Consider the following 20317-nt stretch of genomic DNA (forward strand, 5'->3'; position numbering starts at 1 on the left):
GTTTCTCGCCCGTTTTTCTATATACTTTGCACTCTTTTCATGGTCTGTAGACAAGGTTTGAAGTAATGGATCAGCTAATAGCGTTTGCCAGCGATAATATTGTACTTGCTGGTGTATGGGTTGCTTTGGTGGGCATGTTGGTGTTTAGCTACATTTCAACGTTTACCTCTTCAATCAAAGAAGTAAATACACACGAAGCCACTTTATTAATGAATAAAGACGATGCGGTTGTCTTCGATACTCGTGCGGCTAAAGACTTTAAAGCGGGGCACATTTTAGGTGCTAAGCAAATAAAACCAGAAGAATTGCGCGAGAAAAACTTCGCTAAGCTTGAAAACAGCAAAGATAAACCCATTATCGTTGTATGCGCCATGGGCAATCAAGCTCGTGGTACAGCTGGTGCGATGTCAAAAGCGGGTTTCACTAATGTGAAAGTGCTTAAAGGCGGCATGAACGCGTGGCAAAGTGCAAGTTTACCGATTTCAAAATAATAGGTGATCATAGTGAGTAAAGTAGAGATTTACACCAAGGGCCATTGCCCATACTGCCATCGTGCTAAAGCACTTCTCGCACAGAAAGGTGTTGAGTTTCAAGAGTACCCTATTGATGTTCAGCCAGAATTGCGTGACGTAATGATTGAGCGCGCCAATGGCGGTTGGACAGTGCCTCAAATTTTCATCGACGATAAGCACGTAGGTGGCTGTGATGAAATGATGGCACTAGAAGCACAGCAAAAACTAAATCCTATGCTTGGGTTAGCATAACGCGTCAGCGCGTAAGCAACGCAATACATTAAAGTAAAACGACAATTAAACAGGAAATATCATGGCTGACGATAATCAGACTACCAATGGCGCCGCAGCAGGCGACCAAGCGCAAGCCCCTCAATTCAACATTCAGCGTATCTTCACTAAAGATATCTCTTTTGAATCGCCAAATGCGCCGGCTATTTTTACTAAAGAGTGGAAGCCAGAAATTAAGCTAGATATTGACACCAGCACAAACAAGCTAGACGAAAACGTTTACGAAGTTGTGTTGTCAGTAACCGTTACCGCTACCCTTGGCGAAGAAACTGCCTTCTTGTGTGAAGTTCAGCAAGCCGGTATTTTTGCTATTGGCGAAATGCCAGATCAGAACAAAGCGCATACGCTAGGTTCATTCTGCCCGAACATGCTTTTCCCGTATGCTCGTGAAACAATTTCAAACCTTGTTAACCGTGGAACTTTCCCTCCACTGAACTTAGCGCCAGTTAATTTCGACGCTATCTTCGCTGCTTACGTTCAAAAGCGTGCACAGCAAGCACAAGGCGAAGCGCCTAAGATGGACGCGTAAGCACCATTATGATGAACCCGAATTCGGTTTCAGTACTAGGGGCGGGGTCTTATGGCACCGCCCTTGCTTTTTGTTTAGCCAGAAACGACAACCCTACCTTGTTGTGGGGCCGCGACGAAAAGCACATGGAGGCACTGGCTTCAAGCAGAGAAAACGCTCGCTATTTGCCAGGCGCTACCTTTCCTGATGCGCTTAATGTAGATGCCAATTTAGAAACGGTTATTGCCGCTAGCCAAGATATTCTTGTCGTCGTGCCAAGCCATGGCTTTGCTGCAATGCTTCAAAGCATTAAGCCTTTGTTGCAGCCTACCCATAGAATAATCTGGGCAACCAAAGGGCTTGAACCTAAGACAGGTCGATTGCTGCGAGAAGTGGCAGAAGAAATTCTGGGAACGGCTTATCCGCTAGCCGTGTTATCAGGCCCCACGTTTGCGAAAGAAATGGTGGCTGGCTTGCCTACGGCTATCTCGTTATCATCCACTGACGAAACCTTTGCTGACGAATTTGCTGCTAAGCTGCATTGTGCGAAATCGTTTAGGGTATACAAAAACCCTGACTTCACCGGCGTACAATTAGGCGGTGCAGTGAAAAACGTGATTGCCATAGGCGCTGGGTTAGCCGATGGGTTAGGTTTTGGGGCCAATGCCCGTACGGCATTAATTACGCGTGGTCTTGCTGAACTTACCCGCCTTGGCGTGAAGCTTGGCGCGCAGCCAGAAACCTTTATGGGCATGGCTGGCCTTGGTGACTTAGTACTAACCTGTACTGACAATCAATCACGTAATCGTCGATTTGGCTTAGCCTTAGGGCAAGGTAAATCTGTCGACACGGCGATTGAAGAAATTGGGCAAGTGGTAGAAGGCTATCGCAACACAGAAGAAGTGCATGTGTTATCGCATAAAGTAGGTGTTGAAATGCCGATTTGCGAGCAGATTTACGCAGTACTTTATCACGGTAAATCGCCCAAAGAGGCCGCATTAACCTTACTCGGTCGCGATCTCAAAAACGAAGGCTAGTTTGTCTTGCTAAACCGCTTAAAAAAACGCGCAGCTTCAAATACTGCGCGTTTTTTTATGTCTAGCGTGCGCCGTCGTAACCTAACTGACGCCAGCTTTCATACACAAACACCGATACCGCATTCGATAAATTCATACTTCTGCTGTCGGGTAGCATGGGAATACGTACTCGCTGTTCAGGCGGAAGCGCATTAATCACATCGTCGGGTAAGCCTCTGGTCTCTGGCCCAAACAATAAGGCATCGCCTTTTTTATATTGTGCATCGCTGTGAAATGCTTTGCCTTTGGTAGTACAAGCAAAGATTCGGCTCGGTTTTTCACTTTCAATGTAAGCATCTAGCGAAGCATGGCGCTTAACGTGTGCAAATTCATGGTAATCCAGCCCAGCCCTACGTACACGCTTATCGTCCCACTCAAACCCAAGAGGCTCAATTAAATGCAACATGAAGCCGCTATTGGCGCATAGGCGGATAATATTTCCGGTATTGGGGGGAATTTCTGGCTGATAAAGTACGATGTCTAACATGCTGGCTCACTGTCGAAATGCTAAATTGCCACGATTTTAAATGGCGATAACGAATGGGCGCTCATGCCCATTCGCGCTATTTTACGCGCTTAGAAAATCAAATACAGTAGAAAGTGCAGCGTCACGAATATCGTCTGATTCGGTAAGTACTTCGTGATACGCCACAGGAATAATTTCTACCTCAGCATTGGGGAATTTAGCCGCCACGCGACGTTGGCGTTTATTCTCAATAATACTGTCGCCATCTGCACTTAAGATTAACGAGCGCGTAGTAATATCGGCCGCATTGAGTTCAATGGTATTCATCGCGGCTTGCGCTGCTCGTAACCATTCAGTTGTCACGCCACCAAGTTGAATTTGGCGTTCTTCATCATAAAGTTGACGGAATAAGCTGTAGCGACTTTTACTATGCGTAAGCTTATTTAGGGCATAAGGAAATGCAATATAAGGCGTTTGCCCGAAGAAATAACCCGACTCACGCTTTTTCATTTTATTAATACTAAGCCCTACATTTATAAGGCTATTAGCCAACCAATTGGGTAGCGCCGGTTTGATACCAAACATGGGGGATGCAAGTACGGCTTTGTCGAACAAATTAGGGTCTTTTAATAGGGCTAGTGCGCCAATTGCGCCGCCCATAGAATGGCAAAGTAACTGCAACTCGCCCTGTTGGCGTGGAATTACAATATCATTCACGAAGGTAATTAAATCATCCACATAATCGGCGAAATCCGCCACGTATCCATGTTGAGGATCGTGAGTCATACGGCCCGATAACCCTTGACCGCGGTGATCAAGAATGAACACTGCAAAGCCATTTTGGTACAAATCGAAAATGAGCTCTTTGTATTTTAAGTAAGACTCGATACGCCCAGAACTTATCACCACCGTGGACCTGGGGTTTTCAGGTATGCACCATGCGTAGCGCACATCAATGTTATCTTTACCAACAAATTCGCCAAGGGTGACAGAAGTTTGCCAAAAAGGATTTATTGCAGTGGCAAACGTTGAAGCTAAGTCTTGCTCTGACGTAAACGTCCAGCTCATAGAGGCATATCCTAATAGAATCGTGAGGCAGTGAACGCGTGAACGCAACACGGCAATGTGGAGCTATGCGCGTTGAGTGTCTTCTAACTTACGAGGGAAGGATAGTGTGACGCTTAGGCCACCTTCTTCTCTTGTCACTGCTTTTATTGCGCCATGATGCAATTCTACGGCAGCTTTTGCAATGGATAAGCCCAGGCCTACCCCGCCAGAAGCTCTTTCTCGGGCTAGGGTTGCACGATAAAAAGGAGCAAATACCCGTTCGCACTCTTCACTTGATAAACCTTCACCATCGTCGCAAATGGTCACTGCCCACTCGGTTTCAGTCACCGTAAACTCAACCGTTGTTAAGTATGTGCTGTGGCGGATGGCGTTACGTAATACGTTCTCTACCGCACGGCAAAGTAAAACTTGGTCTACCAATACAGTCAGCTTGGGTATTTCGTCTATATCGAGGGCTTTATTACTATTCGCGGCTTCAAACTGCCCATCGGTAAAAATGTCGCGAAACAACAGAGATAAAGAATAGGAAGAGAAGGTGGTCACCCCGTTTTCAGCGCGACTTAGTTCCAACAATTGCGTGACTAGGGCTTCCATACGCTCAGCTTCTCGTTCAATACGAGCTAGTGACGCAGGGTCAACATTTTGCTGATGCGCCAAGCCAAGAGCCATTTGCAAGCGTGCAAGGGGAGAACGTAGTTCGTGGGATATATCCGCCAGTAAGCGCTTTTGGGCGCTCCACATTTTTTCCAGCTGATTAGCCATTGAATTGAAATCTCTACCCAACTGACCTAGCTCATCTTGGCGCTTATCCGTGTTATCAATACGCGTGTCCCAATCGCCATTTGATAGTAAGCGAGCAGACTTTTGAATGCGTAGAATTGGACGGGTAAGCGATTTTGCGAATAACCATGACAATAGAAACGTAGTTACAATGGCAATACAGAGAAACAACATAAAAGGAGGGGATTTTTCGCCAAGCGGTTCAAATTTCGCAAAAAACAGTGCAAATCGTTTTCCATCTCGTTCAAAGAACACAGGCCCAGTTATCTTTAAGGCGCCACGATTCAGCGTAATAGGTACTTTTTGATCGACAATACGCTGAATATCTTTTCTATCCTCTTCGCGTAAGGGAGGACCACCTGAGGCTATCACACGCCCCGACTCTACATGAACTGCGATGGCTCGACCTCTTAAAGCGCGAGCACTTCTATCAATTGCCACTCTCAATGGCCCACGCATCGCATTGTCACTGTTAATACCATCAAGGACACGTTCTAGTTGGTCGAGTTCTTTTACAGAAGGCGTATTGACCTCAAGCTCTTCAAAGAAAAAGCGACTCCCCCACCCTGCTAGTACAGCGGTAAAAATAAAGGTTGCCCAAAACCATAAAAACAAACGCCCCATAATGGCGCGGGCTGGGTTTAATTTGCGTAGAAACGTCATTGACCAGATAGCAACATGTAACCCACACCACGAATAGTTTTAATTTTTTCGATAGTGCTAATAGCGGCTATTTTTTTACGTAAGTTACTCACATGCATATCGATACTTCTATCAAACGCTTGAAGCGATTTACCTAAAACCTTCAAACTAATTTCTTCTTTTGTTACTCGGCTTCCTGGGTTTAGCATTAGTAACCGGAGGATAGAAAACTCTGTACTGGTTAAGGTCATTTCAACCTCACCCACTTTAGCAACTTGACTACTGCTACTTAAAAATAGCTCGTTCACAATCAAGTCTTGCTCAATGGTACCACCGCTGTTGGTCAATGCCAGTCTTCGAAATATGGCTTTAATTCGCGCCACCAGCTCTCTATGATTAAATGGCTTTGGCAAGTAATCGTCAGCACCTAGCTCTAACCCTAGAATGCGGTCGTAGTCGTCGCCGCGGGCTGTCAACATAAGTACAGGAGTAGCATGACTCACTCTTAGCTTCTTAAGTACATCGAAGCCGTCCATTTTAGGCATCATGACATCAAGCAGAATGAGATCATAATGACCACCAGCCGTCGCTTCCGCCAACCCTGCCTGTCCGTCATTACTGACCTGAATTTGATACCCCATACTTGATAGATAGGTGGCTAGCATGTCAGTTAGTTCATTATCATCATCGATAATAAGAATAGACTGTAAATGAAACTCTGAACTCATGTTTTTGAAACCTACGACGGCTTGATTCATCTTTCGGATACCCAAGTATAATGCATAGAGGAATGACAACGGTTAAATACTGCACGCTGTGCTTTAAAGCTAGAAAACACAATGAGCGGCTACCTAGCCATTCCCACACACAAACGATGGAAATGATAAACTTTGTGACCGATAGAATCTGCGTATGGTTCAAACTTTACACAAGCTTTACACTGCATTGACTGCTTTTGCCCGCAGAGCGAGTAAGCTTCTGGAGTGCGAATACAAAGGAGACGCCCGTGAAATCAATTCTCATTGCTGGGTTATTAGCTACCACTTTTACCCTAGCCCATAACGCTAGTGCGGCCCCCAATGGCCCCAAAATGCGAGATCATGCTCCTGGGATGGAAATGATCAAAACGTTAAGCCGCCTTTCTCTCTCTTCAGAGCAAATGAATGAGGTGAAAAACCTTGTAACCGCGTTTAAGGCCAATCACGAACGGCCAGACGCTCCCCCAAAGAAACCAGAAATGTCCGGTTTCGCCAGCCTGTCGGAAAGTGAAATTCGTAGTTTTGTTGAAACCAGAATGCTGAAACAACACGAGCAGCATTTTGCTATTGCCGAACTTCGCAGTCAGATTTATCGCCTGCTTTCAGAGTCGCAACGCAATATGCTAACCGAGTTTGATGCTAAACGGGAAACTAAGCGAGAAGCAGCCCACGGTCTGAAAAGGGGGGCTAATAGAGGTGCTGACAGAAGTGCTATGCGAGGCCAGCCACCAAGAGGCCCTCGCCTACCGTTTGAAGAACTGCAACTGACTGACGAGCAGCTAACATCACTAGAAACCTTAAACGCCACTTTTCGTGAAACCCGCTTTCAACACAAAGTGACAATGGATGCACTCAAAGACGCTCGAAAAGCTCTTGTAAGAAGTGGCAATTTTTCTGAATCTGCGTGGGATGCTCTTTATGCTGAATATAAAGATGATCTCGTTAACGCAGCAATAGAAGACATTACTCATAAACAAGCCACGTATGCTGTACTGACCGACGCCCAGCAAGTCGAGATGCAGCAAAAGCGCGAAAACATGGACGCGCTTCGCCGTTTGTTTAGCGATAACTAACCCTATTGCCTAGAAACAGATAACAACATGGAACGTAAGCAAAGACGCAAACTTTTAGTTTGCGTCTTTTTTTTGTACGGGCGAAACAATGTCGTATAAGTGAACCGCCGATTCAGCGCCTTCAACCTTCAGCACACTCACTTCATCACCTAAATGGGTAATGGCAAATTGCCCATTTTCTACAGGTAACATAACGCTCTTAGTGGGTGATAAAAGCACCGGTAATGACTGCTGTTTATACAACTGAAAGCTGTCACCTTCGCGAATACCTTGGGCAATACCTAAATCGACAATCAACTGCTGATTACTCGTATTAACCACTCGCGCAAAAGTGGGCTCGCAGGTAATGGCGGCAGAGATATCGGTTACCGCTGCATTTACTGTATTTAGTACCATTCGCCCGTACTCACTGCGCCAAAACAAGCTGTTGTTAGTATCAACTTGATAGCTATTTTCAAACCCCCAGTCTGCCTCACTGTGATAACTGTCGTTATAAATAATGCGTTGCCTGAAGGTATCTAGCACAAAGACTTGAAGGGTAAAGTTGCGTCTAACCGCCACCTCGTCACTGTCAAAAAAAGATTCACTTTGTGCTATCTGCTCAAACAAGCTGACGTCTTTTATATAGCCGAAGAGTGCGAATTGCTGACCATAGGTATCACGTAAGTAGGTAGATTTTTGTTGCAACTCTACTCCTGATAGCGCTTCGGCAGACCACATATCGGCGTTTGTCATGGCCTGTGATATTTGCATAACGTTAGGCGTATCTGCAGTATTTTTCAGTTGCTGCGCGAATCTTTGCGTAATGTGTTTACCAATATTATAAATACCGCCTGTGGCCGCCTGTCGTGAATCGAGTAAGGCAAAGTGGGTCACCAGCAAACGCTTTTGAAAACGATTGGGTTCGCAGTCAAATAAAGGGGTTAAATTAACATTCACCACTACCGATAGCACATTGTCTTGAACGCTTTCGCTAATGATTTCAACCCGCTGTATTCGACCCGCGGTACGAAGCTCGGCTTTACTGCTAAGTATTAACCCATTAATTAAAACATCTTCGGCGGCAATAACACTTCCGCTCTTATACGACGCATCGGCAATCGCATTTTTAATCACCGTAGGGCGTACAGAATCTAAGTCTGCACCGGTAAAATTGAGACTAGCTTCACCTTGTACCCAAACGGCCATGGCTGCGCCGTGCCACATGGTTATTACTGCTATACCCAGACGAAAATAGCCTTTCATGCTTTTCACCTACTAACCGAATATTGCGAACAATTTGTCTATTACAGAGCGCTCTTGGTTCTCTTGCAAATCTCCGGTGCCGCTATATTCAATAAGTGCATTACCCACTTTTGAAGACACCACCGTATTGCTTTCATCCACATCTTGCTTGCGTACTTCACCTGAAAAACGAATATATTCTTTCCCTTTATTCATGGTTATCCATTTTTCCCCGGTGACCAGCAGGTTTCCCGCTGGTGTAATCGCGGTAACGTAAACCGTTATACTTCCTTGCAGTGAATTTGACTGGCTTGATTGGGCCGAACTGGTAAATTCGCTGTCTTGCTCATGGTCTACTTCAAGATCATCACCTTCAATTTGAATTCCCCCTACCCGCACAGTTAAAGGTTCTATATCAAAGGTGCTGTTCTTATCTTGGTTGTAATCGAGTGACTTCTCAGACTGGGTGGTTTCATCCAGCTTTATCAAAATCATATCGCCAACTTTGTACTGGCTATGACGCTGATATAACCCCATGGCCAACTCTGGATTAAATAAAGAGCCGCTAGGAATACGAACTTGTTCAACAGAATAAGCCCGCGGCGGGGCATAAGTAGGATCGCCTGGTGCAGGTTCATCAGAGGTGGGCGAGATAGCGCGTTGCTCTACTTTTGGATTGGTTGGACTGCTTGCCACCACTTCTTCTTCTTGTGAAACCGTTTGGGCGCAACCGGTCATTGTAAAGATAAGGGCAAGAAACACTTTCTGGCATCGATTTTTCATAATGTGCTCTGAAGGAAATAAAAAATAATGTTGTTTAAGTGCCATCCATGACCCGAACAGGAGCAAGTTTAAACGAATAATTTCAACACGAAATACGTTCTTTAGTAACTTTGCAAAACCTTTACAAAACAATGATATGCCTGCGGGTATGGGGGAGTTATGGCCATTGAAACATCTACACAAGGCACAATAAATTCGTTGCTTTCAGCAGTGCCGTCAGCGGGGGGAAATTCCACCTCCACTACGGCAGAGGAAGCGGCAACAACTAGCCAGTCTTTGCCGTCTATGTTTGCCGCTTTGTTGTCAAATGAAGAAGCCAGCAATGACGAAACGTCAAGTTCACAAAGCAGTACTAGCACAAGTCAATTTGATACCAGCTTGTTATCGAACCTCGTCACTGATGACGCCATTAGCCTAATGCAAAATCAATTGCTTGGTGCCCTGCAAAATAATGTTTTCGCGGCGCTGACTGCCTCAGCATCAACGTCTTCAGCTGACACCGCGGCTCAGGCATCAAGCAGCACTTCGACTTCAACAGCCGATTCAACTGCGGTTGAAGCAGCAAGTACAGAAACCGACCTGCCAACAACCTCGAGGTTCGATAGCATGATGACATCAGCATTTGGTGAGGATGGATTGGGGCTGCAAGACGGTTTTGACACACTCAATATTGTAAACCATTTACCGATTGTATCTGATATTTATGAGGCGACGACATCAAGCCATATTGCAGCGGCTTCCAGTATGGCAGGCAGCTTCTTATATGGTGGTCTCGGTGGATTACTTTATAACGCCGTCGACCTCACTGTAGAGGGACTTACCGGTAAAAGTATCTCAAATAATTTATGGGACGCCGGTAAACAAATAATCAATGGCAATGCAGCCACCGAAAGCACCGGAGAAAATAGCTTAATGGTAGATGAGGCCGATGGCGAGACGTCATCAACTGCCGCTAGTGACGTTTATGAATTTGTACGTCGACAAGTTGGTGGCTAAATGAAAACGCGAAAGCGGTAAGCGAAATCGATAAGCGGCGGCTAGCGCCGCCACGCTTAGAAGTTAGGCTTAATGGGTTTGTATTCAGACGACAAGAAGAGCGGTGACGTTACCATTAAATCAGCGGTGGCTGGCGTACATGCCACTGGCACATTCCACACTGAACACAATCGCAATAGTGCGCGAACATCAGGGTCGTGAGGAGCTGCGTTTAACGGATCCCAAAAGAAAAACAGCGCATCGAGTCTGTTTTCAGCGATTAATGCACCAATTTGCTGATCGCCGCCAAGTGGACCACTTTTAAACCGTTTTACTTCTAATCCAGTTTCATCACTGATTAGCCCACCTGTAGTGCCAGTTGCCACTAGGTCACACTGCTTCATTATTTCGATGTGATTATTCACCCATGCTAGTAATTCGGGCTTTTTATGATCGTGAGCCACCAGCGCAACGGTAAGTTTACTCATACTTAGAAATTCCAACTGTCGTTTGTTTAACCATGGTTAATCCGTATCATCGCCGATTTATGCGATAATTAGTATAAATATTCAGTTTTATACACTCAATTGTCAACATTATGTCATATCTCAGTGGCTACTATAGATAAAACTCCTACCCAGCTATTTAATACGAGATCTATGGCACCAAAAACTTAAAATATTTATACATTTTTATTGCATAAATATTCCATATAAGTAAACTAGGCGACGGTTAAGGCATCAAACCCATTTTTAGGGTTGATACAGACACAGGAAGCACCGATGACACAACCAACTCTCGTTCGTGGTAGTAATACTGGGAACGTCAATGAGTTAACCTCTCCCCTGGATAGCTGCACATTGCATTGCTTGCGACGACGAATGTCTGCGAATATGCTTTTTCGGTAGCACACTTTTTACCTTTGTAATGTGGTAGCGGTTAGGCAAGGAATTACGCCAAATCAGTTTACAAAGGTAAAAAGTGATTTTTTTCTCCATTTATTGAATTTCTCATTATGTATAACGTATCGATTATTGGTGCCAGTGGTTACACCGGCGCACAGCTAGTTCAATTAGTTCATCAACATCCTGCTTTGTCGCTTGATGGGACTTATGTCTCAGAAAATAGTGCCGATGCAGGCAAAAACATTGCGGCACTTCATGGCAACCTAGCCCACCTCAACTATACGTTGACGCCTATTAGCAATGACATATTAGTAGAGTTGGCAACCAAAATGGACTTTGTGCTGTTGGCGACTCCTCATGAAGCTAGTCACGATTGGATGGAAACCTTGTCTGCGGGCAAAGCGAAAATACTAGATTTATCTGGTGCGTTTAGAATTAAAGATACCCAAGTCTTTGAGCAGTTTTATGGCTTCCCTCATACCGCGAAGGCGAGTTTGCAAGAGGCGGTATATGGGCTAGCTGAATGGTACGAAGATGATATTGCACAAGCAGATATTATTGCCGTACCTGGCTGCTACCCTACTGCCAGTTTATCCGCGCTGAAACCTTTGGCTGCTAATGGCTTACTGGATAACGCGGTTCGCCCTGTGATCAATGCGGTATCGGGTGTATCCGGTGCGGGTAGAAAAGCCAGCCTAACGTCAAGTTTCTATGAAGTAAGCTTGCAAGCTTATGGCGTACTTGGCCATCGTCATACACCAGAAATTGAAGCTTATTTAGCAACCCCGGTTATATTTACCCCTCATTTAGGTAACTTCAAACGGGGCATACTTGCGACGGTTACGGTTAAACTAAATAAAGGCGTGACCAGCGCTCAATTAGATGCCGCCTTTACCGAAGCTTATACTAATGCGCCTTTAGTAAGATTACGTTCAAGTTTTCCAAAGATTGACGATGTGGCGCATACGCCTTTTGTTGATTTACACTGGAAGCTTGATGAAACATCTGGTTATGCAGTAGTGACGGCAGCTATCGACAATGTCATGAAAGGGGCTGCATCACAGGCCATTCAATGCCTTAATATTATGACTGCCCAGCCGGTTGAAACAGGACTCGTGCAATAATGAACAGTTCACCCGTTGTAATTAAAGTGGGTGGCGCGTTATTAGATGACGCTGCCGCTATGCAAAAGCTATTTTTAAGTATTAAACAAGTCAGCGAATCACGCCCTGTTGCCGTGGTTCACGGTGGCGGCCCTTTGGTTGAAACCCTAATGGCAAGCTTAGGCTTGGCAAGCACCAAAATTGATGGCCTTCGAGTAACCCCTGATGAACATATGCCGTATATCTGTGGTGCGTTAGCGGGCGCAGCAAACAAACAATTATGTGCTGCGGCGATTGCCTCAGGATTAACGCCCGTCGGCCTTTCTTTACTTGATGGCAATATGGTAGTGTGCCAACCGATGGCTGAGAAGTATGGCGCTGTAGGTATTCCTTCAACTGCCGATGCCTCTTTCCTTAAGAGTGCGCTAGCGCAAGCCACATTACCGATAATAAGCTCAATTGGCAGCAGCCCTGAAGGTCGCTTGTTGAACATCAACGCCGACCAAGCCGCGACAGTGGTTGCCGAACTGCTTGACGCTGAATTGCTGTTGTTATCGAACGTTGATGGGGTACTTGATGCTGATAAGCAACTGATAGAAGTGCTTAATCAAGACTCTATTGCCGAGCTTGCACAAGCTGGGGTCATTACTGATGGTATGAAAGTTAAGGTAGACGCCGCGCTGCAATCTGCCAATACCCTTGGACTCCCGGTTTACATTGCTAGCTGGGCGGCTGACATTACTGACATTTTAAATAAGAATACGGGCACGCAGGTATTACCTTCATTGCAAGCACCGGAACGTGGCGTACTAGGAGACGCATTATGAAACAAGACCTACTGACTTTTTCCAATTGGACACCCGAAGCAATGCATAAGTTGTTGAATTTGGCTGTTGAAATTAAACAATCACCTTCAAGCTACAGCAATGTATTAGCCGGAAAATCGGTAGTCGCCTTGTTTGAAAAGCCATCTTTACGTACCCGTGTCAGCTTCGATATTGGCATTAACCGCTTAGGCGGCCACATGGTGTATCTTGATAGTCAAGGTGGAAAACTTGCTGGCCGTGAAGACGCGGTTGATATGGCTGCAAACTTGGCCTGTTGGGCTGATGCGATAGTGGCCCGAGTTTTTTCTCACAAGACCTTAGAGCAGTTTTCTACTGCCTCTAAAGTACCTGTCGTTAATGCACTGTGCGATAAGTATCACCCTTGTCAGGCATTGGCAGACTACCTTACCGTATTTGAACGCTTTGGTAAGACCCAAGGCATTACCATGGCGTACATTGGTGATGGCAATAACGTCACTCACTCTTTGTTAATTGCAGGTGCGTTAATAGGCTGCAATCAGGTGGTAGTTACTCCTGAAGGTCACGAATGTGATGCCGAGATTGTCGCGCACGCCAAAAAGCTTGCCGAACAAACTGGCGCGACCATTGTTGAAAGCCATGACGTTAGCGCTGCAAATGGCGCCGATGTGATCTACGCTGATACCTGGTTGTCGATGGGTGATGAAACGCCTTTGGCTGATATTAAAGCGAAATTTATGCCTTATCAGGTTAACGAGGCGCTGATGGAATCTACTGGTGCAAGCTATGTAATGCACTGCCAACCAGCACACCGCGACCTAGAAATTACAGGTTCGTTGATTGATAGCGACAAGTCGTTATTGATGCAACAAGCCGAAAATAGAATGCATGGCCAAAACGCCATTCTCACTCAATTATTAAGTGCCTAAGAGGACTCTTTTAGATGCAAAACGTAAAGAAAATCGTACTCGCCTATTCAGGCGGCCTTGACACTTCAGCCATCATTCCATGGCTTAAAGAAAACTACGACTGTGAAGTTGTTGCCTTTGCGGCCGATGTTGGCCAAGGCGATGAAGAGCTTGAAGGCTTACACGAGAAAGCCATTGCTTCTGGTGCTAGCGAATGTCACATCGTTGACTTGAAAGAAGAGTTCGTACGCGAATACATCTACCCTACCATTAAAACCGGTGCGGTATACGAAGGTGAATACCTACTTGGTACGTCGATGGCGCGCCCTGTTATTGCTAAAGCGCAGGTAGAAATCGCCCTTAAAGTAGGTGCAGATGCACTTTGTCACGGTTGTACCGGTAAAGGTAACGACCAAGTACGTTTTGAAAGTACGTTTGCGGCCCTTGCTCCACAGCTTACTGTAATTGCGCCATGGCGTGAGTGGGACATGGTATCTCGTGAAGACTTATTGGCCTACTTGGCTGAACGCAATATCGAAACCACAGCCTCTGCTACCAAAATTTACAGCCGCGATGCAAACGCATGGCATATTTCTCACGAAGGTGGGGAATTAGAAGATCCATGGCAGGAGCCTACCAAGCAAATCTGGACCATGACAGTTGATCCAGAAGATGCGCCAGATGCGCCAGAGCGCGTGACGCTTTCATTTAACGAAGGTGAACTTACTCACGTTGACGGTGAAGCTTTATCGCCTTACCAAGCATTGGTTAAGCTAAACACAGTTGCCGCAGCACATGGTGTTGGCCGTATCGATATTGTTGAAAACCGTTTGGTTGGCATGAAGTCTCGTGGTTGTTATGAAACACCAGGAGGCACGGTAATGCTTAAAGCATACAAAGCCCTTGAAACTATGGTGCTTGATAAAGCTGCGCTTAAATACCGCGAGCAAATTGGCCTTGAGTTCTCTCACGTAATGTACGACGGCCGTTGGTTCACAGCCTTAAACGATGCCTTACTAGCAGGCGCAGAATCTTTCGCTAAGAAAGTGACTGGCGACATCGTAGTGAAGCTTTATAAAGGTCAGGCGACCGTTACTCAACGTCGTTCACCGAACAGCCTATACTCTGAAGATTTTGCTACCTTTGGTGCAGATGATGTTTACGACCAAAAACATGCTGAAGGCTTTATTCGTCTGTTCAGTCTTTCAAGTCGTATTTCTGCATTGAAAAACCAGGGTTAAGGAGTAACACATGGCATTGTGGGGTGGTCGATTCGAATCAGGCGCTAGTAGCATGTTCAAGCAGGTTAACGATTCGTTGCCGTTTGACCAAGTGATGGCAAGCCAAGATATTCAAGGCTCTATTAGCTGGTCTCGTGCACTGCAAAAAGCAGGTGTGCTAACCACAGACGAACAAGCACAACTTGAAGGTGCACTCAGCGACTTAAAAGCGAAAGCTGACGCGGGTGAATTAGACTTCAACGCTTCTAGCGAAGAAGACATTCATAGTTTTGTTGAGTCGGCGCTTATTGAGCAGCTTGGTGATATTGGTCGTAAGTTACATACGGGTAGAAGCCGTAACGATCAGGTAGCCACCGATTTCCGTTTGTGGGTACGTGAGCATATCGCTTCACTTCGTAGTGATGTTGTAGCCGTTATTCGCTCACTCCTTAATGCCGCAAGTCGTCACCAGGAAGCCATTATTCCTGGTTACACCCACTTGCAACGTGCTCAGCCTATTCACTTTGCGCACTGGTGCTTAGCGTATGTTGAAATGTTTAAGCGCGACTTAAGCCGTCTAGACGATTTAAAAGTACGCATGAACCAGTGTCCGCTTGGCTCTGGTGCATTGGCTGGTACAACTTACCCGGTTGACCGTCACGCTATTGCCGAAGAACTGGGATTTGATTCTCCGTGCTTAAACAGCCTAGATGCGGTTTCGGACAGAGACTTCGTATTAGAACTTCTGTTTGTTGCGAGCACCAGCATGATGCATTTGTCTCGCGTGGCTGAAGACATGATTTTTTATAACTCTGGTGAAGCGGGCTTCTTGCAGCTTGGCGATAGCGTAACCTCAGGTTCGTCGTTAATGCCGCAAAAGAAAAACCCGGATGCACTTGAGCTTATGCGTGGTAAATGTGGCCGTGTATTCGGTTCACTTCAAGCCTTGCTTGTAACCATGAAGGGCCTTCCTCTTGCGTACAACAAAGATATGCAAGAAGACAAAGAAGGCGCTATTGATACAGTAAACCAATGGCATATATGCTTGTGTATTGCTACCGAGGTGCTTGATTCATTGCAGCTTAATGAAGACCGTTGCCGCGAAGCTGCCACACAAGGTTTTGCTAACGCCACTGAACTTGCCGACTACTTAGTAGGTAAAGGTATTCCGTTTAGAACGGGTCATGATATTGCCGGTAAAGTGGTACTAGAAGCTATTGAAGCAGGTTGCGCGATTGAAGACTTACCTTTGGCAAGCTTACAAGCGGTATGCGATAAAATTGAAGATGATGTTTATACCGTATTGCAATTAGAGTATGGCGTGAACCAACGCAACATTTTAGGTGGCACTAGCAAAGAAACAGTGACAAAAGCACTGTATCAAGAGCTAGAAAACCTCGACAAGCAAGGGTAATAACATGGTGCTTGCCCATCATGACGGCGTTAAGCTTTTTAGAAGCTCACTGCCGTATATCAATGCTCATCAAGGGAAAACCTTTGTTTTGATGTTCGGTGGCGAAGCCATTGAACATCCTAACTTCCCCAACATTATTCATGACATTGCCCTGCTGAACACCTTAGGGGTTCGCGTGGTGGTGGTACATGGTGCGCGCCCTCAAATTGATCAGCGTGTTGCCCTTCGCACCATTGAAGGTCGGTTCGAAAATGGCGTGCGTATTACTGATAAGCAAACCCTAGAGTGCGTGAAAGATGCCGCAGGCTCTGTGCGCTCACAGGTAGAAGCCTTACTTACCATGGGGCTACCCAATTCACCGATGCACGGCGCACAAATTCGCGTGTGCTCAGGTAATTTAGTGGTGGCTAAGCCTATGGGCGTACGCAACGGTATTGATTTTGAAAATACCGGTATGGTGCGTCGTATAGATACCACAGGTATTAATGACCATTTAAACGATGGCTCTATAGTACTGCTCTCCCCTATGGGATATTCCGCTACGGGGGAAGTCTTTAACCTTTCCCATGAAGATGTAGCCACCCAAGCGGCCATTGCCCTTAAAGCTGACAAGCTTATTGTTTTCTCTAACTTCGACGGTATTTACAATAGCGAAGATAAGTTACTTCGCACCATTGAACGCCCTCAGTTAGAACAACTTATTTTAAGCGGTAATATTACTACCGAAGATACGGTGTTAAAGGCGCTGACTACCAGTGTCGCAGCTGGCGTGCCAAGAGCTCATTGCATAAGCTACGAAAAGGACGGTGCACTACTCCAAGAACTTTTCACTCGTGACGGTACAGGTTCATTAGTAATGGAACATCATTACGAACAACTACGTGCCGCAACTATCGATGATGTGGGCGGTATTTTAAAGCTCATCAAACCGCTAGAAGAAAGCGGCGTGTTGGTAAAACGCTCCCGTGAACGGCTGGAAAGTGAAATTAACCAGTTTATTGTGATTGTTCGCGACGGTATGATAATCGCGTGTGCGGCGCTTTATCTTTACCCTGAGGATGGCTGCGCTGAATTAGCCTGTGTGGCTACCCACCCTGATTATCGCGGTAAAAATCGTGGTGAGCGCATCTTAGATGAAGTTAAAATTCGTGCCCGCGAAGCAGATATCAATCGTGTGTTTGTACTGACTACGGTAACTGCACACTGGTTCTTAGAGCAAGGTTTTGAACATGCTGATATCAGTGCCCTACCGGAAGTAAAAAAAGAGCTCTATAATTTTCAGCGTAACTCTAAAGTGTTCACTCTAAACATATAATAATGGTATAGCGCGCTAACATTGAAGCGCGCACAACCCATTAACAAAAAAGAGAAATTTGTTAATAATTATCAGTAATTTAAAACAATACTCTCGACAAACAGCTAAGGCTGAGATAACGTTGATGACAGAATAATTACTCGGTTATATGTAGTGTTTAATCGTTGCAGTACTTTACTTAAACGTTATCTCCTTCTAGATACAGAGCATGTTCGCGCCCCCGACGCTGACACTTGGAAGCTCAGTGTGCTACGAATTATCCTTCTTATTGGGGTTACGTTAACCTCAGCCATCGTACTGCATTCCTCTTATGCCGCCTATCAAGAGGGTATGTATTACGTTTTGTATCTCACGATTGGCTTTTCAGCGTTACTTTACGCCACGTTGGGGCTTCGTAAAGGTCAAATAAAACTCGCGTCAGCCAGCCTTACTCTCACCATTGTACTAGCAGGGTTGTGCATACTTTTCTTCACGATTGATATTACCTCAGCGCGCTACGGCTTGTTATTTTTCTTCACGCTTCCCATTATTTTACGACTATTTTACGGCAATAAAGCGGCCATGATCGGCATGCTTTTAAACCTCATTCCTTTTGCTATTTTAATAAATAACAAGCCAATCGCTCCACTTTTCGGCATCGACATCACCTTACCCGATACTCACACCTATTTGAGTTCGTTAATATTTATGTTTTTTAACTTTTGCCTTCCTATGGCCGTGATTCGAGTGATGACGTCATTAGAAAGTCAGTCATCTTTGAATTTGAAGCAAAAGAAAAAGATGGAAAAGCTGGTAAGTCGTTATCAGGAAATTTTTAATAACGGCGGCACCCCTTCCCTTTTTTGTGATCAGCAAGGGAAAATATTGCAGGCCAATAAAAGCGCCCGAAAACTTATTAATCAATTACCAGAGCCCTGCTACTATGTTCATCAACTGTTTGAGCTTAATGAGCCAATAAGTGCCGGTCATCGACACAAAACACATCTATCGGGCAATCCTCTCGCTACTTTTGAACTCCAATCAGCCAGCCTTCAGCTTCACAAAAAACAATTAATCCATTGCTTCGACGTATCTGAAGCTACGGAACATGGCCGCAAGTTCGACGCATTTAAACGTCAACATTTTGAAAAGCACTATTACGATGAACTCACTGGCCTGCGAAACCATCATTATTGGAATTGCAGTGTTAATCAACCCGTTCCCGCAAATACACAAGCGGTAATGCTCAAGCTTGCGAATTTGCGGGACATTAATTTGCAGTATGGTTACACGCAAGGTGACAAAGCAATGGCCCAATGTGCAGCGCAAATACAAAGTGCATTGCCCGCATCAGCCTGCGTGTATCGTTTACCTGGCGCTAGGTTTCTCGTTTCATGCCAACACGACTTGCACAAATCGAAAGACTTTAATACTTGGCTTCGCGACACACTTCCTAGCCTCATTCAGATTGATGACAACCTGGAAACAATCTCTCAACCTTTGAATTGGCTTGGCGGTTTCGTGCATGTTGACACTCCCCAAATGCCCTCTCAGATTACCGAGTCTTGTGCTATTGCCTTAAGCCAAGCCGGTAGTAATAGAGATTTCAGCCAGTTCGATAGCAATGTAATAAAACTTATTCGCAAGGACACGCAGCACAGAGACAAAGTGAAGCGATTACTCGACAATCGCTGTTTAGCGTTATGGCTACAACCTCAAGTTTCCATTGATAATGCAATAGTGGGCTTTGAAGTGCTGGCTCGGCTTAAAGATGATGATGAGGGTAAAATACTTCACCCTTACCAATTTCTTCCTGTTATTGAAAAGAATAATTGGCATATTCTCTTTACTCAAAAGGTGCTTGATAACACCATTGAGCTTATAGAAAATTGGCCCACCAGTATTCCACCTGTTCCTGTGGCTATAAACTTGTCGGGCCCTGAACTACTCAGTGACTTATTTTATGAAAAATTACTGCGCCGCTATTCAGAGAGCCCTTTTTTACAAGAACGCTTGAAGCTTGAATTAACGGAAACCTCTGTATTGGCAAGTCATCAAGAGACAAAACGCAGACTAACTTCATTGGCCAATGTGGGCGCGACTATCATTATTGATGACTTCGGTACTGGCCACGCATCGTTGTCGCAACTTATTGATATGTCAGCATCTGTGCTAAAAATAGACAGAGAATTTGTCGATCGCATTGATTGCTCAGATCGCCACCGTAAAATAGTGCAGATGACGCTAGATTTAGCCAAAAGCCTTGAAATGAAAACCATTGCTGAAGGGGTAGAAACCCAAGCGCAACTTAACCTGCTTATTGATATGGGCTTCACCCTTTTTCAAGGTTATTTGTACGGTAAACCAGCCCCACTTGAAGCCTGGCAGGGAATGGACAAAGCTATTATCGTCGGAAAAGCTGCGCTTCAATAACCGTCTATAACAAATTTAAATACCTATTCTCTTGCATTTTTAACCGGCTATCGCTTTACTGGTAAGACCAGAGGAACG

20 protein-coding genes are annotated in these 20317 nt (G+C 45.3%); 13 read left to right on the plus strand and 7 right to left on the minus strand.

Going from position 1 to position 20317, the window contains the following annotated elements:
* Positions 1-65: 65 nt before the first annotated feature.
* The 4 genes from R1T43_RS18440 to gpsA all read left to right on the plus strand — a co-directional run bounded on the left by R1T43_RS18440 (position 66) and on the right by gpsA (position 2348).
* Positions 66-491: a rhodanese-like domain-containing protein gene (locus R1T43_RS18440; RefSeq protein ID WP_061996933.1), complete on the plus strand. Its 426-nt coding sequence runs from the start codon at positions 66-68 to the stop codon at positions 489-491.
* A 12-nt stretch (positions 492-503) separates the two neighbouring features.
* On the plus strand, positions 504-764 hold the full coding sequence (grxC, locus tag R1T43_RS18445; protein WP_211068963.1) for a glutaredoxin 3: 261 nt from the start codon (positions 504-506) through the stop codon (positions 762-764).
* A gap of 61 nt (positions 765-825) precedes the next feature.
* Positions 826-1332 (plus strand): protein-export chaperone SecB, encoded by a 507-nt coding sequence (gene secB / locus R1T43_RS18450; RefSeq protein ID WP_013785633.1) that lies wholly within the window; start codon positions 826-828, stop codon positions 1330-1332.
* Between the two features lie 11 nt (positions 1333-1343).
* Positions 1344-2348 (plus strand): NAD(P)H-dependent glycerol-3-phosphate dehydrogenase, encoded by a 1005-nt coding sequence (gene gpsA, locus R1T43_RS18455; RefSeq protein WP_317355907.1) that lies wholly within the window; start codon positions 1344-1346, stop codon positions 2346-2348.
* Between the two features lie 61 nt (positions 2349-2409).
* On the opposite strand, the gene trmL is transcribed toward gpsA, so the two are convergent.
* From trmL to R1T43_RS18475, 4 genes are all read right to left on the minus strand, one after another.
* Positions 2410-2874, minus strand: coding sequence for a tRNA (uridine(34)/cytosine(34)/5-carboxymethylaminomethyluridine(34)-2'-O)-methyltransferase TrmL (trmL, locus tag R1T43_RS18460; protein WP_211068964.1), 465 nt, complete (start codon positions 2872-2874; stop codon positions 2410-2412).
* An 81-nt stretch (positions 2875-2955) separates the two neighbouring features.
* A complete protein-coding gene (locus R1T43_RS18465; protein WP_317350876.1) occupies positions 2956-3921 on the minus strand; it encodes an alpha/beta fold hydrolase in 966 nt (321 codons plus the stop codon).
* A 63-nt stretch (positions 3922-3984) separates the two neighbouring features.
* Entirely contained in the window at positions 3985-5364 is a 1380-nt protein-coding gene (locus R1T43_RS18470) for an ATP-binding protein (protein ID WP_211068966.1), read from the minus strand.
* The gene (locus tag R1T43_RS18475) at positions 5361-6101 is read right to left on the minus strand and encodes a response regulator transcription factor (RefSeq protein WP_211068967.1); all 741 of its coding nucleotides are present in this window, start codon (positions 6099-6101) and stop codon (positions 5361-5363) included. The genes R1T43_RS18470 and R1T43_RS18475 overlap by 4 nt, the downstream gene beginning before the upstream one ends.
* Positions 6102-6349: 248 nt before the next feature.
* On the opposite strand from R1T43_RS18475, the gene R1T43_RS18480 reads away from it, so the two are divergent.
* On the plus strand, positions 6350-7174 hold the full coding sequence (locus R1T43_RS18480; RefSeq protein WP_317350878.1) for a Spy/CpxP family protein refolding chaperone: 825 nt from the start codon (positions 6350-6352) through the stop codon (positions 7172-7174).
* A gap of 54 nt (positions 7175-7228) precedes the next feature.
* Here the strand turns inward: R1T43_RS18480 and R1T43_RS18485 are convergent, their stop codons facing one another.
* Positions 7229-8419: a flagella assembly protein FlgT middle domain-containing protein gene (locus R1T43_RS18485; RefSeq protein WP_317350879.1), complete on the minus strand. Its 1191-nt coding sequence runs from the start codon at positions 8417-8419 to the stop codon at positions 7229-7231.
* A gap of 12 nt (positions 8420-8431) precedes the next feature.
* Complete coding sequence (locus tag R1T43_RS18490) at positions 8432-9181, minus strand: flagellar basal body L-ring protein FlgH (protein WP_211068970.1); 750 nt, start codon at positions 9179-9181, stop codon at positions 8432-8434.
* 159 nt (positions 9182-9340) lie between these two features.
* Here R1T43_RS18490 and R1T43_RS18495 point away from each other — a divergent pair, with 159 nt between their 5' ends.
* A complete protein-coding gene (locus R1T43_RS18495) occupies positions 9341-10177 on the plus strand; it encodes a hypothetical protein (RefSeq protein WP_317350880.1) in 837 nt (278 codons plus the stop codon).
* Positions 10178-10233: 56 nt separating this feature from the next.
* On the opposite strand, the gene R1T43_RS18500 is transcribed toward R1T43_RS18495, so the two are convergent.
* Positions 10234-10644 (minus strand): methylglyoxal synthase, encoded by a 411-nt coding sequence (locus tag R1T43_RS18500; protein ID WP_057794324.1) that lies wholly within the window; start codon positions 10642-10644, stop codon positions 10234-10236.
* A gap of 527 nt (positions 10645-11171) precedes the next feature.
* On the opposite strand from R1T43_RS18500, the gene argC reads away from it, so the two are divergent.
* The 7 genes from argC to R1T43_RS18535 all read left to right on the plus strand — a co-directional run bounded on the left by argC (position 11172) and on the right by R1T43_RS18535 (position 20239).
* Positions 11172-12185 (plus strand): N-acetyl-gamma-glutamyl-phosphate reductase, encoded by a 1014-nt coding sequence (argC, locus tag R1T43_RS18505; RefSeq protein ID WP_317350881.1) that lies wholly within the window; start codon positions 11172-11174, stop codon positions 12183-12185.
* Positions 12185-12991, plus strand: coding sequence for an acetylglutamate kinase (gene argB, locus R1T43_RS18510; protein WP_317350882.1), 807 nt, complete (start codon positions 12185-12187; stop codon positions 12989-12991). The genes argC and argB overlap by 1 nt, the downstream gene beginning before the upstream one ends.
* On the plus strand, positions 12988-13899 hold the full coding sequence (locus R1T43_RS18515) for an ornithine carbamoyltransferase (protein ID WP_317350883.1): 912 nt from the start codon (positions 12988-12990) through the stop codon (positions 13897-13899). The genes argB and R1T43_RS18515 overlap by 4 nt, the downstream gene beginning before the upstream one ends.
* Positions 13900-13913: 14 nt before the next feature.
* Positions 13914-15119: an argininosuccinate synthase gene (locus R1T43_RS18520; protein WP_061093569.1), complete on the plus strand. Its 1206-nt coding sequence runs from the start codon at positions 13914-13916 to the stop codon at positions 15117-15119.
* Positions 15120-15129: 10 nt separating this feature from the next.
* Positions 15130-16512: an argininosuccinate lyase gene (argH, locus tag R1T43_RS18525; RefSeq protein WP_061996926.1), complete on the plus strand. Its 1383-nt coding sequence runs from the start codon at positions 15130-15132 to the stop codon at positions 16510-16512.
* A 4-nt stretch (positions 16513-16516) separates the two neighbouring features.
* On the plus strand, positions 16517-17827 hold the full coding sequence (argA, locus tag R1T43_RS18530) for an amino-acid N-acetyltransferase (RefSeq protein ID WP_211068976.1): 1311 nt from the start codon (positions 16517-16519) through the stop codon (positions 17825-17827).
* A gap of 246 nt (positions 17828-18073) precedes the next feature.
* Entirely contained in the window at positions 18074-20239 is a 2166-nt protein-coding gene (locus R1T43_RS18535) for an EAL domain-containing protein (RefSeq protein ID WP_317350887.1), read from the plus strand.
* Positions 20240-20317: the final 78 nt, after the last annotated feature.

This window comes from Alteromonas sp. CI.11.F.A3 (assembly GCF_032925565.1).
Taxonomy (GTDB): Bacteria; Pseudomonadota; Gammaproteobacteria; order Enterobacterales; family Alteromonadaceae; genus Alteromonas.

What these genes read in the sequence shown, in the direction of transcription:
- R1T43_RS18440 (WP_061996933.1), top strand. Translation starts at nt 66, where the DNA reads ATGGATCAGCTAATAGCGTTTGCCAGCGATAATATTGTACTTGCTGGT.
- secB (WP_013785633.1), top strand. Translation starts at nt 826, where the DNA reads ATGGCTGACGATAATCAGACTACCAATGGCGCCGCAGCAGGCGACCAA.
- gpsA (WP_317355907.1), top strand. Translation starts at nt 1,344, where the DNA reads ATGAACCCGAATTCGGTTTCAGTACTAGGGGCGGGGTCTTATGGCACC.
- trmL (WP_211068964.1), bottom strand. Translation starts at nt 2,874, where the DNA reads ATGTTAGACATCGTACTTTATCAGCCAGAAATTCCCCCCAATACCGGA.
- R1T43_RS18465 (WP_317350876.1), bottom strand. Translation starts at nt 3,921, where the DNA reads ATGAGCTGGACGTTTACGTCAGAGCAAGACTTAGCTTCAACGTTTGCC.
- R1T43_RS18470 (WP_211068966.1), bottom strand. Translation starts at nt 5,364, where the DNA reads ATGACGTTTCTACGCAAATTAAACCCAGCCCGCGCCATTATGGGGCGT.
- R1T43_RS18475 (WP_211068967.1), bottom strand. Translation starts at nt 6,101, where the DNA reads ATGAATCAAGCCGTCGTAGGTTTCAAAAACATGAGTTCAGAGTTTCAT.
- R1T43_RS18485 (WP_317350879.1), bottom strand. Translation starts at nt 8,419, where the DNA reads ATGAAAGGCTATTTTCGTCTGGGTATAGCAGTAATAACCATGTGGCAC.
- R1T43_RS18490 (WP_211068970.1), bottom strand. Translation starts at nt 9,181, where the DNA reads ATGAAAAATCGATGCCAGAAAGTGTTTCTTGCCCTTATCTTTACAATG.
- R1T43_RS18495 (WP_317350880.1), top strand. Translation starts at nt 9,341, where the DNA reads ATGGCCATTGAAACATCTACACAAGGCACAATAAATTCGTTGCTTTCA.
- R1T43_RS18500 (WP_057794324.1), bottom strand. Translation starts at nt 10,644, where the DNA reads ATGAGTAAACTTACCGTTGCGCTGGTGGCTCACGATCATAAAAAGCCC.
- argC (WP_317350881.1), top strand. Translation starts at nt 11,172, where the DNA reads ATGTATAACGTATCGATTATTGGTGCCAGTGGTTACACCGGCGCACAG.
- argB (WP_317350882.1), top strand. Translation starts at nt 12,185, where the DNA reads ATGAACAGTTCACCCGTTGTAATTAAAGTGGGTGGCGCGTTATTAGAT.
- R1T43_RS18515 (WP_317350883.1), top strand. Translation starts at nt 12,988, where the DNA reads ATGAAACAAGACCTACTGACTTTTTCCAATTGGACACCCGAAGCAATG.
- R1T43_RS18520 (WP_061093569.1), top strand. Translation starts at nt 13,914, where the DNA reads ATGCAAAACGTAAAGAAAATCGTACTCGCCTATTCAGGCGGCCTTGAC.
- argH (WP_061996926.1), top strand. Translation starts at nt 15,130, where the DNA reads ATGGCATTGTGGGGTGGTCGATTCGAATCAGGCGCTAGTAGCATGTTC.
- argA (WP_211068976.1), top strand. Translation starts at nt 16,517, where the DNA reads ATGGTGCTTGCCCATCATGACGGCGTTAAGCTTTTTAGAAGCTCACTG.